The sequence below is a fragment of the Priestia sp. 10L35 genome, assembly GCF_056395685.1.
In genome coordinates, this window is sequence record NZ_JBFTKA010000001.1 from 104,171 (window position 1) to 119,865 (window position 15,695).

The window sequence follows — 15,695 nt, forward strand, 5'->3', positions numbered from 1 at the left end:
GTGCAAGACTTCGCTTTCCGCGGGAGTCTTCGCCTTGTCCTCCAATCAACTGCGGTGTCACAAGCGGTTCAGCCCATGTATCCCATTTGTTCATCTTGAGATTGGATTCATTTCGTTATATCTCAACCTCTTTTTATTGTTTCCATAAGGTTTAATATTCTGTGTTTTGGAGATAATGTGAAGCTAAGAAGGAGTGAAGGATGTGCTATGGCTTTTATGGATATTGCTAGCACTTTTAATTGTTATTGTACTTATTGTATGGACAAAAATTACGCTGTTTGTAGATCTTCACCATGTCCGAGATAACGATTATTACAGAGTGAGACTCAGGGCTTGGTTTGGTCTTATTCGCTATACATATGAAATTCCGGTAGTGAAAGTAAGAAAAGATTCACCGCGTTTGCTTGTTGAAAAGAAGAAAGGAACGGGTGATCAAGGAAAAGAAGATGAGAATTCATGGAGTGATTATTCTGTAGAAGACGGGCTAAGCATGTTAGAAAATGCGAAGCAATTTCTTGAACAGGTAGTCGGTTTTCATAAAATTTTCCGTCGTTTCTTACAGAAAGTAACGGTAAGTGATATTAGATGGCACAGCCGTTTCGGCTTAGGTGACGCTGCGTTAACAGGCGTACTTACCGGGGCTGTATGGTCTGCAAAGGGGAGCATAGTTGGTATAATCAGCCGTTATATGAAATTAAAAGATATGCCTGTCATGAGCGTTACTCCTGTATTTCAACATCTTTGGTCAGAAACGGTATTTGAGTGCATAATTTCTTTTCGAGTTGGTCAAGCTATTCTAGTAGGTTTACGGACCTTGAGATACTGGCGGCATACGTCCAAAAAGCGTCGTAAAAGATGGAAGTCGTCAAATAAGAACAAGACACACTCTGTGAAAACATAAGGAGGTTATCTTAATGGCAGAACATCCAATTAAAAGTTTAATGTCGACAGCTATGGAAAATTTAAAGGAAATGATTGATGTTAATACAATCATTGGTGATCCTGTAGAAACACCTGATGGCAGTGTTATTTTAACTGTCTCAAAAGTAGGGTTTGGTTTTGCAGCGGGCGGAAGTGAATTTGGAGTAGAAGGGCATGCACCATCTTCTCCGGGACAGCATCAGCAAGAATCAGGTCATCCATTTGGCGGAGGTAGCGGTGGCGGTGTATCAATTACGCCAATTGCCTTTTTAATTGTGAGTGGAAGCGGAATTAAAATGCTTCACCTTAACGAAAGTACACATTTATATGAAAAGATTTTAGATACAGCACCTCAAGCAATTGAACGCTTGCAACAAATGTTTAAACGAAACAATCATCAGCAGGATCAGCATAATCAACAAAATCAGCATCATGATAGTGCAAACGATTTTAATTTGTAAGTATAAAATAAAGCTTTGCTTGCTTCTTTGAATAGTAAAAGAAGCAAGCAAAGCTTATTTTGTTTGGTTTGTTTTCTAGCTTGGAGTGCCATGTTTTGTATGTCATTTAATTGCAATATAGAGACAGACAAGCTAATATGAACAGTGTACATACTTATTTAAAGGAGGAATTATTCGTGACTAAATTTAAAGGTAACGATGTAACATTATTAGGAAATCAAGTGAAGGTTGGAGACAAGGCTCCAAACTTTACTGTTTTAGCAAATGATTTATCAGAAGTAACGCTTGACAGTACAAAGGGTTCTGTTCGCCTAATCAGTGTAGTTCCTTCTATTGATACTGGAGTTTGTGATGCGCAAACTCGCCGCTTCAACGAAGAAGCAGCTAAATTAGATAACGTAAAAGTATTAACAGTAAGCGTAGATTTACCGTTTGCTCAAAAGCGCTGGTGTGGTGCTAATGGCATTGATAATGTTCAAACTTTATCTGACCACCGCGACTTATCTTTCGGAGAAGCATATGGTGTAGCTATTCAAGAATTACGCTTATTAGCTCGTTCAATCTTTGTGGTAGACTCAAATGACAACGTAACGTATGTTGAGTACTTACCAGAAGTAACTGAGCATCCGAACTACGAAGCAGCAATCGAAGCAGCTAAAACAGCTAAGTAAGATTGTCAGTGGCGTTCGGCAGAAGGCGGAAAACAATGTTTTTCGCCTTCTTTGTGTTTTAAGAAGTTTTTATGATAAAATATGATGTTCCAAATAGGACGTTTACTCATTTATATAGATATTATTTCATTACACAGGAGGCAGAATATGAGTCAGTTAGCTAGTATGGAAAAGCTATTTGGTGTAATTGATCAAACAGCTATTATTTTAAGAAAAGAACTAAACTGCGTATATTTAGAAGCAGTAGCTGAAACGGGAGAAAATTTGTTTCAAGGAACTATTTTACAAAAAGAGCTAGATGAGGTAACTAAAAAACGTTTAAAAAAAGAATACGATTCAATCACGCTTGATCATTTTGAAAAAGAAACGATTCGAAAAGCGTATCAGCTGGCTATTTTAAAAGGCATGAAAGAAGCAGTTCAGCCTAACCACCAAATGACGCCTGATGCTGTAGGACTATTTGTCAGCTATCTAGTTGGAAAGTTCATGGCAGGAAAAGATAAATATACGCTTTTAGATCCCGCAGTAGGAGCAGGGAATTTATTAACAACCATTTTAAACACACACGCTGCGTCAATTGAACACGTATACGGTGTAGACGTGGATGATTTATTACTTCAATTAACATATGTAAATGCAAATTTACAGAAGCACGGCGTTCAATTATTCAATCAAGACAGCTTACAGCCGCTTTTTATTGATCCTGTGGATTTAGTTGTCTGTGACCTGCCGGTTGGTTATTATCCAAACGACGAAGGGGCAAAAGAGTATAAGGTAAGAGCTGAAGAAGGTCACACTTATGCTCATCACTTATTTATTGAACAAAGCTTGCGTCATGTAAAAGACGGAGGATACGTAGTGGCTCTTATTCCAAATAACTTGTTTGAATCGGAACAGTCTTATTTATTACAGCCGCTCTTAAAAGAGGAAGCAATCGTGCAAGGGATTATTCAGCTGCCACTTTCAATGTTCAAACAAGAGCAGGCTGCTAAAAGTATTATGGTTCTTCAAAAGCAGGGAGAAGGAGTAACAGCACCTGAAAACGCGCTGCTTGTGAATTTGCCGAAGTTCAGCAATCGGGAAGCAATGAGTGATATTATGGCTCAAATGGACCAATGGTTCCGAGTGAATAAAAAGTAAGTCTTTTTCGAAAATAATGAATATTTTTCGGTAGCGTTTTCATGATGTATAGCTCTTGAAATCTATTGTCGTGAATGATTAAATGAATAAGGATAGAAATCGTGTCGAAATGCATAGAATATTGTAGAGATTACACTTTTATGTTCTGTTCGTTATGTTTATGATGCACGTATAATAAAGAAGGAGCTGTTTTTTTATGTCAAAAATCATGGCAATCAACGCCGGCAGTTCTTCACTTAAGTTTCAATTATTTGAAATGCCAAGTGAGACGGTATTAACAAAAGGTTTAGTAGAACGAATTGGTTTAGATAACGCTGTTTTCACGATCTCGGTAAATGGTGAAAAACAAACGGATATTACAGAAATCCCTGACCATGCTGTTGCAGTTAAAATTTTAGTTGAAAAGTTACTTTCTCAAAACATCATTCAATCATACGATGAAATCACTGGTGTAGGTCACCGTGTAGTACACGGCGGAGAGAAATTTGCTGATTCTGTTTTAATCACAGATGAAACACTAGCGGAAATTGAAGCTTTATCTGATTTAGCACCGCTTCACAACCCAGCAAACATTGTGGGAATTAAAGCGTTCCAAGATATTCTTCCAAATGTTCCAGCTGTAGCAGTTTTCGATACAGCATTCCATCAAACAATGCCAGAAAAATCATTCTTGTACAGCTTACCGTACGAGTACTATGAAAAGTATGGCGTTCGTAAATACGGTTTCCACGGCACATCTCATAAATATGTTTCTGAGCGTGCAGCTGAGCTTCTTGGCCGTCCGATCGAACAATTGCGCTTAATTTCTTGTCACTTAGGTAACGGTGCAAGTATCGCTGCAATTGAAGGCGGCAAGTCAATTGATACATCAATGGGCTTCACACCATTAGCTGGTGTAGCAATGGGAACTCGTTCAGGTAACATTGACCCTGCATTAATTCCATTTATTATGGAGAAAACAGGAAAAACTGCTGACGAAGTATTAAATGTATTAAATAAAGAAAGTGGTCTTTTAGGTGTATCTGGTATTTCTAGTGACCTACGCGATCTAATCAAAGCAAGCGCTGAAGGCAATGAACGCGCTGAAACAGCACTTGAAGTATTTGCTAGCCGTATTCATAAATATATCGGTTCTTATGCTGCTCGTATGTCTGGTGTAGATGCAATCATCTTCACAGCAGGTATTGGAGAAAACAGTGATGTTGTACGTGCTCGCGTTCTGCGCGGTTTAGAGTTCATGGGCGTTTATTGGGATCCAGCTTTAAATAGTGTACAAGGAGAAGAAGCATTTATTAGCTACCCTCATTCTCCAGTTAAAGTTATGGTTATTCCTACAGACGAAGAAGTTATGATTGCACGTGACGTTACTCGTTTAGCGAATATTTAAGTTCATAAAGTGCCTCTTCAATGCATGAATTCTCATAAATTGTCAGGCAAACTAACGAAAAGCTGATTTCCTTGTTTGGAAATCAGCTTTTTTATATAGCGTAAGTAGCTGACGGTTGAAAGAAGGTTTACAACGTATAGAAGAAAGAAATAATATAGGAAGCAAAATGTAACGGATGCATTATTTGTTATAATAAAAATAAAACTACTTATTTCTTGAAAGGGTGACATGATGATACTAACGAATCGCGAAGAACAGCTTTTAGAAGAAATCTATAAATGGGAAGAGAGCTTACAGAGTGTAGAAGCAACTGAGATGGAGTTATTGTACGAAGAGTGGTTAGAAAAAGGGCTTAACTTAATTCCAGCTTCTGTTCGTGAGACCTATTTACATAAAATTGATGAGGGACTCTTTCAGTTAACTGCATTAATTCAAGGTACGGAAATGCAAACTCAAGCGACAAAACGAATTATTGAAACCTCTCGTGTATTCAAAGAGGATATCACAGATCTGTCAGAAATGAATTCCCTTCAAGTAGATCAGCTTTCTTATATATGCGAACAGCAAATGGCCAAGCTTCGGTTGTATGCGCTGAGTCAAGGAGCACTTTCAGGAACCGGACAATCGCTGCTAGTCGGTATTGATATACCTGCTGTTTTATGCATGAATATTCAAGCGGTGCAACAGGCAGCAATGAGCTACGGTTATCATATCCAGACTCCTTCAGAGCTTATGCTAACGCTAAAAGTGTTCCATGCAGCAACCTTACCTAGACACCTTCAGGCTGAGGGGTGGCATCAATTAAAGGGTGAGTTAAGCCAAGAATTTGACCCGTATTTTTATGAAGGTGTTGATCAAATTGTAGATAAAACGTGGCTGCAAAAAATCGTTGTGCAAATTGGGAAAACGCTAGCTATATTCGCTGCGAAGCGAAAAGTTTATAATCGTTTGCCGATTGTAAGCATGATGGTTGGCGGAGGGATGAATTATCGAATGGCCAAACAAGTGACAGATTATGCGAAGCGCTTTTACCAATACCGCTATTTGCTGGATAAGAAAAACGAGTCTCATTAATTTTTCATGAGACTCGTTTTTTTGTCTATCCGTGAACTTTTTTTGATATTTCCTCATTTGTTCGATACCAAATCCACAAATCATTAATAATAGAAGCAAGTTCTCCTATCTCGCTATTTAATTCACAGGAGCGGATAAAATTAGTCTCATCTTCTAACGCCGCTTGTTTTTGATTAATACTCTTTTCTAAAGATTGAATTTTGTCTGGAATCTGCCCCCGAATGGATTCCCATGTTAGGAGGATATCCTGCTGAACTTTTTCAGAATAGAATGTCCATTCTCTTTCGAGAGCAGGAATTTTTATACCGAGTCTGTTGTCATAAGTAAAAAAGCGCTCCATTTTTTCACCTCTTCCCTTCCATTTTATACAATGACAAAAGCCAGAGCTACTGTAAGTGAAAAATAAATCATGTATACTTGATTTATGCATATAAATATACAAAGTATGTAAGGGAGGAATATTCATCCATATCTATTTTTACAGTATTTTAAGAGATTTCACCCTATTAAATTAAAATAAATGTGAATTTATATACTTTTTTTTGAATAACTATTGAAAATAGATTAAAAAGTTGTTAAAGTAATAGTAGATTAAATGAATAAAAATTAAAACGGTTGTATTAATATATATATAATTTGTAGGAGGAATAGATAATGAGTAATCCAAAAGTTGTTTTAGCATATTCCGGAGGTTTAGATACATCAGTTGCAATTAAATGGTTACAGGAAAAAGGGTACGATGTGGTAGCTTGCTGTTTAGATGTAGGCGAAGGAAAAGATTTGAAATTCGTTAAAGAAAAAGCCTTAACAGTTGGAGCGGTATCATCATATGTGATTGATGCAAAAGAAGAATATGCCAATACATTTGCGTTAGCAGCACTTCAAGCACACACATTATATGAAGGAAAATATCCATTAGTATCTGCACTATCTAGACCGCTAATCGCTAAAAAGCTTGTAGAAGTAGCAGAACAAGAAAATGCAGTAGCTGTCGCACATGGATGTACGGGAAAAGGAAATGACCAAGTGCGTTTCGAAGTATCAATTAAAGCATTAAATCCACACTTAGAAGTTTTAGCTCCTGTTCGTGACTGGAAATGGTCTCGTGAAGAAGAAATCGAGTATGCAAAAGAAAAGAATATTCCAATTCCAATTAATTTAGACAGCCCATTTTCAATTGACCAAAACTTGTGGGGAAGAAGTAACGAGTGTGGCGTTCTTGAAGATCCTTGGGCAGCTCCACCTGAAGAAGCATATGACCTAACGGCTTCTCTTGAAAACACTCCGGACACAGCGGATGTAGTAGAAATTGAATTCGTTGAAGGTGTTCCAGTATCATTAAACGGTCAATCTTACACGCTAGCTCAGTTAATTCTAGAATTGAATGAAATTGCAGGTAAGCACGGAGTCGGACGTATTGATCATGTAGAAAACCGTCTTGTGGGAATTAAATCACGTGAAGTATATGAGTGTCCAGCTGCTATGACATTAATTAAAGCACACAAAGAGCTTGAAGATTTAACATTAGTGAAAGAAGTAGCGCACTTCAAACCAGTGATTGAGAAAAAATTAACAGAAGTTATCTATGAAGGTTTATGGTTCTCTCCATTAACAAATTCACTGCTTGCATTCTTGAAAGATACGCAGCAATATGTGAACGGAACAGTGAGAGTAAAACTATTTAAAGGGCATGCTATCGTAGAGGGACGTAAATCTCCTAATTCTTTATACAATGAAAAACTTGCAACATATACAAAAGAAGATGAGTTTGATCACAATGCAGCAGTTGGTTTCATCTCATTATGGGGACTTCCAACACAAGTGAGCAGCATGGTAAATCAAAAGAAGGTGACAACGGTATGACCAAACTTTGGGGAGGGCGTTTTACGAAACGCCCTGAACAATGGATTGACGAGTTCGGTGCGTCGATTTCATTTGATCAGCATCTTGTAGAAGAAGATATTGAAGGAAGTTTAGCACATGTAACAATGCTTGAGAAATGCAGTATTCTTTCTGGAGATGAAGCGTCACAAATTAAAAAAGGCCTTCAAACACTGCTTGAAAAAGCTAAGAAGAAAGAATTAACATTTTCTGCTCAATATGAAGATATTCATTTGAATTTAGAAAAGTTATTAATTGATGAAATTGGTCCGGTTGGAGGGAAGCTTCATACGGGTCGAAGCCGTAATGATCAAGTTGCTACAGATATGCACTTATATTTAAAAAAGCATGTTCAGCAAATTGTAGGTCTGATTGAAAATCTAGAAGATGTATTGCTTACAAAAGCAGATCAGCATGTTGAAACCATTTTTCCAGGCTACACACATTTGCAGCGCGCGCAGCCGGTTTCTTTTGCTCATCATTTAATGGCTTATGTTTCAATGTTCAAGCGCGATGCTGAACGTTATGCGGAATCGCTGAAGCGTATTGATTTATCTCCTTTAGGAGCAGGAGCTTTAGCTGGTACAACATTCCCAATTGATCGTCACTATAGCGCTGAGCTTCTAGGCTTTAATGGGATTTATCAAAACAGTATGGATGCTGTCAGCGATCGTGACTTTATTTTAGAGTTTTTAAGCAACAGTTCTATTTTAATGATGCATTTATCTCGTTTTTGTGAAGAGTTAATTTTATGGTCTAGTCAAGAATTTCAATTTATTGAAATGGATGATACGTACGCAACGGGCAGCAGTATTATGCCTCAAAAGAAAAATCCTGATATGGCGGAGTTAATTCGTGGTAAAACAGGACGAGTATATGGTCATTTATTTAGCCTATTGACTGTGTTAAAAGGTACCCCTTTAACATACAACAAAGACTTGCAAGAAGATAAAGAAGGCATGTTCGATACGGTTACAACGATTGAAGGATGTTTGACCATTTTTGCTGGCATGATCGAAACAATGACAGTAAAAACAAATGTTATGGAAAAAGCTACGAAACAAGATTTTTCAAATGCAACGGAGTTAGCTGACTATCTTGCTTCAAAAGGTATGCCGTTTCGTGAAGCACATGAAGTGGTTGGGAAACTGGTTCTCGTTTGTATTCAGAAAAATATCTACCTAATGGATTTGCCGCTTGAACAATATAAGGAAGCGTCAGATTTATTCGAGGAAGACATCTATCATGTATTAAGTCCAAAAACAGCTGTTAATCGCCGCAATAGCGCGGGAGGAACAGGATTTGAACAAGTAAAAAAAGCAATTCAGCTAGCTAAAGATGAATTGCATGAAAAAACATCGATATAAAAAAGTTATCAAAACGTCCGCAGAAAAATCTGCGGGCGTTTTTTGATGTGAGATAAATGGTATAACTAGAGCATTTAAGAAGAAAATAGAAAAGATCATGTAAGGGATTATGAAGTAAAGTTTACATTCGTAAAGAAAATAAAGTGAAAAAGGAGAAGTGACATATGAAAGACAAAAAACATCCGCAGCATGTATATGAATATGATTTTGAAGGAGAAAAAGAGACATCAAGACAGCTAATGGATTCTTATTCAAGCGGCGTCATTGGCGATGCTATGGCTTCTGTAGTGGAAAATCCAGAAGCACAGAGTGATAACGAACTATATGAATAACTAGATGCATATACTGTATATAGACTAAGAAAAGCAGGATTATGCTGAGCTCTATCGAAAGGTAACGTCATAGTAAATCCGGTTTTCTAAAGGATTTGGTGTGGCGTTCTTTTTTCAGTTAATCACTGATATAAGAAAAGAGGGATAAAGGTGAAAATTGGAGTGCCGAAAGAAGTAAAAAACAATGAAAATCGCGTGGCTATTACTCCAGCTGGTGTTACAGCTTTAGTTAACGGTGGGCATGATGTATATATTGAAACACAGGCAGGAGAAGGCTCTGGATTCCATGATGAAGATTACACAAATGCAGGAGCTTCTATCGTAAATACTGCAAAAGAAGCATGGGATGCTGAAATGGTTATGAAAGTAAAAGAACCGATTTCAGAAGAATACGGATATTTTCGTGAAGGACTTATTTTGTTTACCTATTTACATTTGGCAGCTGAAGAAGCATTAACGAAAGCATTGATTGATAAAAAGGTGGTAGGCATCGCTTATGAAACTGTACAGCTTCCAAACAAAAGCTTGCCTCTGTTAACTCCGATGAGCGAAGTTGCAGGAAGAATGTCTTCTCAGATTGGAGCTCAATTTTTGGAGAAAACCAAAGGTGGCAAAGGGATTTTATTAAGTGGAGTTCCAGGCGTGCAAAGAGGAAAAGTAACAATTATTGGAGGAGGAGTAGCGGGAACCAACGCTGCTAAAATTGCGGTCGGATTAGGGGCTGATGTTACAATAATTGATTTAAACGCTGATCGCCTTCGCCAGCTTGATGATTTATTTGGTAAAGAAGTGACGACATTAATGTCAAATCACTACAATATCGCACAATCTGTAAAAGAGTCAGATTTAGTGATAGGAGCGGTTCTCATACCGGGAGCTAAAGCGCCAAAGCTTGTCACAGAGGAAATGGTTCAAACGATGTCAAAAGGGTCCGTTGTAGTTGATATTGCTATTGATCAAGGGGGGATTTTTGAAACAACTGATCGCATTACCACTCACGATAACCCGACTTATTCGAAGCATGAGGTCTTGCATTATGCTGTTGCTAATATGCCTGGAGCTGTTCCACGCACGTCGACCTTAGCGCTGACCAACGTAACGGTTCCTTATGCTCTGCAAATAGCAAATCAGGGATATAAAAAAGCGTGCTTAAAAAACCCTTCCCTTCTTCAAGGCATCAACACCCTAAATGGGTTTGTCACTTACGCGGCTGTTGCAGATGCACACGGTCTAACTTACGCTGATGCAACAACTTTATTAGAGCAAGCATAATAAGGCATGTTTTTGCGCAGTTTGTGATATGATAGCCGCGTATTCACTTGTTTTGTAACCAAAACAGACGGGTAGAATATAGAAAAGGTTAGTGTAAAAGGAGAGAATATATGATGCGCGTTTCTTATCATGGACATTCTGTTGTTAAAATTGAAATAAAAGGAAAAACAATTTTAATTGACCCGTTTATCACTGGAAATGAATTAACAGATTTAAATGCTGAAGATGTAAAAGCAGATGTGATTTTACTGACTCATGGCCATAATGATCATGTAGGCGACACGGTGGAAATTGCTAAGCGCAGCGGTGCACTTGTTGTGGCAGTAGCAGAATTAGCTACATATCTTAGCTGGCAAGGCTTAAACGTACATCCAATGAGCATAGGCGGAGCCTATACATTTGATTTTGGTACGGTAAAATTGACACAAGCTTTCCACGGTTCAAGTTATACAGAAAATAATGAGAAAATTATTTATACAGGAATGCCGGCTGGTTTGCTTTTAACGATTGAAGGAAAGACAATTTATCATGCTGGAGATACGGCTTTATTTTCTGATTTAAAGTTAATTGGTCGCCATGAGCCTGACGTAGCATTTCTTCCAATTGGAGATAACTTTACAATGGGACCTGAAGATGCGGCTATCGCAGCGGAATGGGTGCAGGCAAAGCTTGTTGTGCCAATTCACTACAATACATTTCCTGTAATTAAGCAAGATCCTCATCAATTTGTTGAGTCTTTATCTGGTATTGAAGGAAAAGTATTAAAAGTTGGAGAAGGATTGGATCTTTAATCATAAATAAAGGCTGGGACAAAACGATTTCAGTTAAAGTTAAAAAAGAACGAGTAATCGATATTATCGATCACTCGTTCTTTTTTTATTGTTAAGGTGAACGTAGGTTTCACATTTGTTCATCTTTAGCTTGAATCGATGAAGTTATGTCTTAATCTCTTTTTATTTGTAAAGAAACGTTCTGCTTTTTTTACTTCCCTGCATACGATAGTAATAATAAGGAGGGAGAGCTATGGAAAAAAATCGAGTTATTTTATCGCTTTTATTATGCGGAGTGATGCTTTACTATGCAATGCCGCACTTAGTGTTAACAACTTCGAGTTTGCAAGGGGTTTTTAGCATAAGCTGGCTTACCTTTGCTCTTTTTGTAGCCGGAGGCAATTTGTCATCACTGCTTTATGCACCGCGCCGCAAGAAGGCAGGTATTCAAAAAAATAGTGCGAGAAAGCCTTTGCGTCAAAGAGGTTAGATTGAATCCATTTCACTTCCCCCGTATAATAAAAGAAAAGACATATGAAACGTAAAAACGTTTTAGAAGGGTGAAGTACACGTGGCGACAAAACATGAGCAAATTTTACAGTATATCGATTCGCTTCCAATTGGTGAAAAAATTTCAGTGCGCCAAATTGCCAAAGAACTGAATGTCAGTGAAGGCACGGCGTACCGAGCAATAAAAGACGCGGAAAATAAAGGATATGTTTCAACGATTGAACGAGTTGGGACCATTCGAATTGAACGAAAGAAGAAAGAAAACATTGAAAAGCTCACGTTTGCTGAAGTAGTAAACATCGTGGATGGACAAGTGCTGGGCGGACGTGAAGGTTTGCATAAAACGTTAAACAAGTTTGTTATTGGAGCGATGAAGCTTGATGCTATGATGAGATATACCGAGGCCGGAAACCTTCTTATCGTGGGGAATCGAGTAAACGCTCATGAATTAGCTCTTGAAGCAGGAGCAGCCGTGTTAATTACGGGCGGCTTTGATACGGAAGAATGGGTTAAGAAGCTTGCGGATGATCTTAAACTTCCTATTATTTCAACGAGCTATGATACGTTTACAGTTGCAACGATGATTAATCGTGCTATTTATGATCAGCTGATAAAAAAAGAAATTGTGCTTGTAGAGGATATTTTAACACCTATCTCTGAAGCGGTTAGCTTGCAGTTAACCGATACGATTGAAAAATGGCATGAATGTAACGATAAGACTCACCACAGTCGTTTTCCTGTAGTGGATCAGCATATGAAAGTTCACGGTATGGTCACCTCAAAAGATGTTATTGGATATGACCTTTCTACTTCAATTGAAAAAGTAATGACGAAAAATCCGATGACGGTTCACGGGAAAACATCGGTTGCTTCTTCTGCGCATATGATGGTATGGGAAGGGATTGAAGTGCTGCCTGTAGTGGATGATTACCACCGGCTAGAGGGCATTATCAGCCGTCAAGATGTTTTAAAGGCGCTGCAAATGATTCAGCGTCAACCGCAGGTAGGAGAAACTATTGACGACATTGTAACCAATCAATTTATGGATGTACAAGAGACAAAAGAAGCACCGGTGTATCGCTGTGAAGTAACGCCGCAAATGACGAATTATATGGGGACTATTTCATACGGAGTTTTCACTACTATTGTAACGGAAGCCGCCAATCGTGTTCTTCGCTTATATAAAAAAGGTGATTTGGTTATTGAAAACATCACCGTTTATTTTATTAAGCCAGTTCAAATTGAAAGCGTAATTGAAATTCGCCCTAAGCTATTAGAACTTGGTCGGAAGTTTGCTAAATTAGATGTAGAAGTCTACAATGCCGGGGTTGTAGTAGGGAAAGCGATGATGATGGCTCAGTTATTGGAAAGAGTATAAAAAAAGAAGCTGCTCTGCAGCTTCTTTTACATTTGACCAGCTTCTTTTATTGCATAAGGCTGATAGTACTTGTAAGCTTTGATACCTGCTAATATGCTGCCTGAACCGAATAATACAAATAGTATGCCGATGATAAGCGAAAGGCTTGTTTCGTAAATAAACCATTGATTGATTCCAAAAAATAATACAAAAGAGCCAAGACAAATACTCGACTTAGCGGAAATCCACTTTCGTTCCATTGGGCGTTTCGAACGTACGTATTTTACTTTTAAATACATGTAGAAAACAAAGGACACAACGATTAAAATCATGAAAAATGGCACAGACGCCCCTCCAGTCCGGTGTATTTCTATCCATAATGTTTCTAGATGTTAGTAATGCGTAGTTTTGAAAGTGCTTACAGTATTATCTATTATTTTACAGGTAGATGACAGAAAATTCTACTATTGATTGATTCTTCTTTCAAAAAAGAGAAGAGATATGATTTAATAAATAATATGGATACAGCGCTGCGGAAATGTAAGTGCATGCGGTACGTACATAAAATAAGAACAGTATTGACAGGAGAGAGAAAATGAAAGCACAAATATTAGAAGCTATTAAGCAGTTTGACACCATCATTATTCACCGGCACATTCGTCCAGATCCAGATGCATACGGATCTCAGTGCGGATTAGCGGAATTGTTAAAAACATCTTTTCCGGAGAAGAAGGTATACGTAACGGGAGAAGAAGCGGAGTCATTAAAATTTTTATACCGGATGGATGACATCGCTGATGACACCTATGAGGATGCGCTTGTCATCGTTTGTGATACGGCTAATGAAGCCCGAGTGTCAGATCAGCGCTACGTAAATGGAAAAATGGTCATTAAAATTGATCACCATCCAAACCAAACTCCTTACGGTGATTTGCTTTGGGTTGAGACGTCTGCTTCTTCAACAAGCGAAATGATTTATGAATTTTACTTGGAAGGAAAAGAAAAGGGATTATCTCTGAATGATGAAGGAGCAAAGCTGATCTTCAGCGGTATCGTCGGAGATACGGGTCGATTTTTATTTCCAAATACAAAGCCGAAAACGTTTTGCTATGCAAGTGAATTGATTCAATATGGTTTCAATTTTAAAGACGTATATGATCAGTTATACAAAACAAAAGAAAACGTCGCTCACTTACACGGATATGTGCTGCAAAACTTTACGATGTCTCCAACAGGAGTTGCTCATATGAAAATTCCGAATGAAATTCTTCGAAAATATGATGTGACACCAGCCGATGCCTCTCAGCTAGTCGGTTCGTTAGGGCAAATTGATGGAGTAAAAACGTGGGTATTTTTTGTGGAGGAAGAAAATCAAATTCGTGTTCGCCTTCGTTCAAAAGAGCTTGTCATTAATACAATTGCTAGAAAATACAACGGAGGAGGCCATCCTCTTGCGTCCGGCGCTTCCATTTATTCATGGGAAGAAGTAGAGCCTTTACTGCTGGATTTAGAAGAGCTCTGCAGTCAGGAGTAATCTGTAAAATAAGCCGTTGATTTTAAATCAGCGGCTTTTTATAGTACTTTTTCCATCTTTTTAATTCGAACTTCAATCGAAAGTGTTGTATAAAAATAAATTTGATGAACTTCAACTTCATAAATTGTTTTATCGAATTCGTATTTTTTATTTTCAATTGCTTTTTTTAAGATATCCCTGCTTCGATATGCACTTTCAATATCTTGGGCAATTAAGTGCTGTGCTTCTTTGTCCACGCTTTTTTGAATATTGTATTCAACCACAGAGTTTACTTTATAACGATTGCCGTTTACTAATTTTACTTTCACATTCTGAATAATTAAATGCTGCTTCATTTCCTTGTTTAATGCTTTTACATCTTCTTGCCATGCGCTAATTTGCAAATTTGCTTTTTCTAGCTTATCATTAGCAATTCGAATTTCTTCTAGCTCTCTATCTCTTGAAACGCCATAAATCGTTAAAAACACCCCCCAGCTAACAATTGCTCCAATGACTATACCGGCAAAAAAACGCTGCCAGTCGGAGCGCTTGAACATTCGCTCGCTGGGTACCCTCATACAAAATGCTCCTGAGTTAACCACTTGATGATAAGAGCCCCGGTCTGAGCTCCTCCCATAGCGGATAGAATTAAAAGGATTTGTTTGAATACATCTTTTGTGGCTCCTTCAAAGAGTCCTCGCTCAAAGCTGTAAAACGTATCAAATGTTCCTCCAATTGCTCCGACAATTGCCCAGATTTTCAAACTATTGCTGAGGGTATGCATGACGTATAAAGGAGATTTGCCAATTAAAAACCCTGCAAATGCTCCAATTAATGAACCGCCTAAAATAATACCTAATGAAGTGAAGTAACTCCAAATGAAAAGAGACATAAAAGGCTCTTTTGTCATGACGTGTCCTCCTTTACTATTTTATCAATGAATCACGCTTCCTACATATATATGGACAAACGCTCAGAGTTATGTAATTTGTCTACGCCGGCAACAAAATTTATAATAAGAATAAAGAATTAAAGAAAG

At 38.0% G+C, this 15,695-nt stretch carries 18 protein-coding genes; 14 read left to right on the forward strand and 4 right to left on the reverse strand.

The window, feature by feature from the left end:
• Nucleotides 1–202: 202 nt before the first annotated feature.
• The 6 genes from AC1DEF_RS00530 to AC1DEF_RS00555 all read left to right on the forward strand — a co-directional run bounded on the left by AC1DEF_RS00530 (nucleotide 203) and on the right by AC1DEF_RS00555 (nucleotide 5,654).
• A complete protein-coding gene (locus AC1DEF_RS00530) occupies nucleotides 203–901 on the forward strand; it encodes a DUF2953 domain-containing protein (RefSeq protein ID WP_097824676.1) in 699 nt (232 codons plus the stop codon).
• A gap of 13 nt (nucleotides 902–914) precedes the next feature.
• Nucleotides 915–1,382, forward strand: coding sequence for a GerW family sporulation protein (ytfJ, locus tag AC1DEF_RS00535; RefSeq protein WP_097824675.1), 468 nt, complete (start codon nucleotides 915–917; stop codon nucleotides 1,380–1,382).
• Nucleotides 1,383–1,519: 137 nt separating this feature from the next.
• Nucleotides 1,520–2,053: a thiol peroxidase gene (gene tpx / locus AC1DEF_RS00540; protein WP_042452765.1), complete on the forward strand. Its 534-nt coding sequence runs from the start codon at nucleotides 1,520–1,522 to the stop codon at nucleotides 2,051–2,053.
• A gap of 147 nt (nucleotides 2,054–2,200) precedes the next feature.
• Complete coding sequence (locus AC1DEF_RS00545) at nucleotides 2,201–3,193, forward strand: class I SAM-dependent methyltransferase (RefSeq protein ID WP_097824674.1); 993 nt, start codon at nucleotides 2,201–2,203, stop codon at nucleotides 3,191–3,193.
• Between the two features lie 196 nt (nucleotides 3,194–3,389).
• Nucleotides 3,390–4,580, forward strand: a complete 1,191-nt coding sequence (locus AC1DEF_RS00550) for an acetate kinase (protein ID WP_013059468.1) — start codon at nucleotides 3,390–3,392, stop codon at nucleotides 4,578–4,580.
• A gap of 228 nt (nucleotides 4,581–4,808) precedes the next feature.
• Nucleotides 4,809–5,654, forward strand: a complete 846-nt coding sequence (locus tag AC1DEF_RS00555) for an EcsC family protein (RefSeq protein WP_255255776.1) — start codon at nucleotides 4,809–4,811, stop codon at nucleotides 5,652–5,654.
• A 25-nt stretch (nucleotides 5,655–5,679) separates the two neighbouring features.
• On the opposite strand, the gene AC1DEF_RS00560 is transcribed toward AC1DEF_RS00555, so the two are convergent.
• Nucleotides 5,680–5,994 (reverse strand): hypothetical protein, encoded by a 315-nt coding sequence (locus AC1DEF_RS00560; protein ID WP_029319996.1) that lies wholly within the window; start codon nucleotides 5,992–5,994, stop codon nucleotides 5,680–5,682.
• Nucleotides 5,995–6,308: 314 nt separating this feature from the next.
• On the opposite strand from AC1DEF_RS00560, the gene AC1DEF_RS00565 reads away from it, so the two are divergent.
• The 7 genes from AC1DEF_RS00565 to AC1DEF_RS00595 all read left to right on the forward strand — a co-directional run bounded on the left by AC1DEF_RS00565 (nucleotide 6,309) and on the right by AC1DEF_RS00595 (nucleotide 13,164).
• A complete protein-coding gene (locus tag AC1DEF_RS00565; RefSeq protein ID WP_013059465.1) occupies nucleotides 6,309–7,517 on the forward strand; it encodes an argininosuccinate synthase in 1,209 nt (402 codons plus the stop codon).
• Nucleotides 7,514–8,902 (forward strand): argininosuccinate lyase, encoded by a 1,389-nt coding sequence (gene argH / locus AC1DEF_RS00570; protein WP_013059464.1) that lies wholly within the window; start codon nucleotides 7,514–7,516, stop codon nucleotides 8,900–8,902. Before AC1DEF_RS00565 ends, argH begins: the two co-directional genes overlap by 4 nt.
• 164 nt (nucleotides 8,903–9,066) lie before the next feature.
• Entirely contained in the window at nucleotides 9,067–9,234 is a 168-nt protein-coding gene (locus AC1DEF_RS00575) for a hypothetical protein (RefSeq protein ID WP_013059463.1), read from the forward strand.
• Between the two features lie 150 nt (nucleotides 9,235–9,384).
• The gene (gene ald, locus AC1DEF_RS00580) at nucleotides 9,385–10,506 is read left to right on the forward strand and encodes an alanine dehydrogenase (protein ID WP_014458028.1); all 1,122 of its coding nucleotides are present in this window, start codon (nucleotides 9,385–9,387) and stop codon (nucleotides 10,504–10,506) included.
• Nucleotides 10,507–10,619: 113 nt separating this feature from the next.
• On the forward strand, nucleotides 10,620–11,297 hold the full coding sequence (locus tag AC1DEF_RS00585; protein WP_176521328.1) for a metal-dependent hydrolase: 678 nt from the start codon (nucleotides 10,620–10,622) through the stop codon (nucleotides 11,295–11,297).
• A 232-nt stretch (nucleotides 11,298–11,529) separates the two neighbouring features.
• A complete protein-coding gene (locus tag AC1DEF_RS00590) occupies nucleotides 11,530–11,766 on the forward strand; it encodes a hypothetical protein (RefSeq protein ID WP_013085204.1) in 237 nt (78 codons plus the stop codon).
• Nucleotides 11,767–11,847: 81 nt separating this feature from the next.
• Nucleotides 11,848–13,164: a CBS domain-containing protein gene (locus AC1DEF_RS00595; RefSeq protein ID WP_013059459.1), complete on the forward strand. Its 1,317-nt coding sequence runs from the start codon at nucleotides 11,848–11,850 to the stop codon at nucleotides 13,162–13,164.
• 26 nt (nucleotides 13,165–13,190) lie between these two features.
• Here the strand turns inward: AC1DEF_RS00595 and AC1DEF_RS00600 are convergent, their stop codons facing one another.
• Nucleotides 13,191–13,487 carry a YtpI family protein gene (locus tag AC1DEF_RS00600; RefSeq protein WP_013085203.1) on the reverse strand — a complete coding sequence of 99 codons (297 nt, stop codon included), beginning with the start codon at nucleotides 13,485–13,487 and terminating at the stop codon, nucleotides 13,191–13,193.
• A 251-nt stretch (nucleotides 13,488–13,738) separates the two neighbouring features.
• Between AC1DEF_RS00600 and AC1DEF_RS00605 the strand changes: the two genes are divergently transcribed.
• On the forward strand, nucleotides 13,739–14,677 hold the full coding sequence (locus AC1DEF_RS00605) for a DHH family phosphoesterase (RefSeq protein WP_097824671.1): 939 nt from the start codon (nucleotides 13,739–13,741) through the stop codon (nucleotides 14,675–14,677).
• Between the two features lie 38 nt (nucleotides 14,678–14,715).
• Here the strand turns inward: AC1DEF_RS00605 and ytrI are convergent, their stop codons facing one another.
• Both ytrI and ytrH read right to left on the reverse strand, forming a co-directional pair.
• A complete protein-coding gene (gene ytrI / locus AC1DEF_RS00610) occupies nucleotides 14,716–15,234 on the reverse strand; it encodes a sporulation membrane protein YtrI (protein ID WP_016765717.1) in 519 nt (172 codons plus the stop codon).
• Nucleotides 15,231–15,566, reverse strand: a complete 336-nt coding sequence (gene ytrH / locus AC1DEF_RS00615) for a sporulation membrane protein YtrH (protein WP_013059455.1) — start codon at nucleotides 15,564–15,566, stop codon at nucleotides 15,231–15,233. Before ytrH ends, ytrI begins: the two co-directional genes overlap by 4 nt.
• Between the last annotated feature and the right edge of the window lie 129 nt (nucleotides 15,567–15,695).

Bases quoted from the DNA above. Each gene is read 5' to 3' on its own strand.
- ytfJ (WP_097824675.1), top strand. From the start codon at position 915: ATGGCAGAACATCCAATTAAAAGTTTAATGTCGACAGCTATGGAAAAT.
- tpx (WP_042452765.1), top strand. From the start codon at position 1,520: ATGAACAGTGTACATACTTATTTAAAGGAGGAATTATTCGTGACTAAA.
- AC1DEF_RS00545 (WP_097824674.1), top strand. From the start codon at position 2,201: ATGAGTCAGTTAGCTAGTATGGAAAAGCTATTTGGTGTAATTGATCAA.
- AC1DEF_RS00550 (WP_013059468.1), top strand. From the start codon at position 3,390: ATGTCAAAAATCATGGCAATCAACGCCGGCAGTTCTTCACTTAAGTTT.
- AC1DEF_RS00555 (WP_255255776.1), top strand. From the start codon at position 4,809: ATGATGATACTAACGAATCGCGAAGAACAGCTTTTAGAAGAAATCTAT.
- AC1DEF_RS00560 (WP_029319996.1), bottom strand. From the start codon at position 5,994: ATGGAGCGCTTTTTTACTTATGACAACAGACTCGGTATAAAAATTCCT.
- AC1DEF_RS00565 (WP_013059465.1), top strand. From the start codon at position 6,309: ATGAGTAATCCAAAAGTTGTTTTAGCATATTCCGGAGGTTTAGATACA.
- argH (WP_013059464.1), top strand. From the start codon at position 7,514: ATGACCAAACTTTGGGGAGGGCGTTTTACGAAACGCCCTGAACAATGG.
- AC1DEF_RS00575 (WP_013059463.1), top strand. From the start codon at position 9,067: ATGAAAGACAAAAAACATCCGCAGCATGTATATGAATATGATTTTGAA.
- AC1DEF_RS00585 (WP_176521328.1), top strand. From the start codon at position 10,620: ATGCGCGTTTCTTATCATGGACATTCTGTTGTTAAAATTGAAATAAAA.
- AC1DEF_RS00590 (WP_013085204.1), top strand. From the start codon at position 11,530: ATGGAAAAAAATCGAGTTATTTTATCGCTTTTATTATGCGGAGTGATG.
- AC1DEF_RS00605 (WP_097824671.1), top strand. From the start codon at position 13,739: ATGAAAGCACAAATATTAGAAGCTATTAAGCAGTTTGACACCATCATT.
- ytrI (WP_016765717.1), bottom strand. From the start codon at position 15,234: ATGAGGGTACCCAGCGAGCGAATGTTCAAGCGCTCCGACTGGCAGCGT.
- ytrH (WP_013059455.1), bottom strand. From the start codon at position 15,566: ATGACAAAAGAGCCTTTTATGTCTCTTTTCATTTGGAGTTACTTCACT.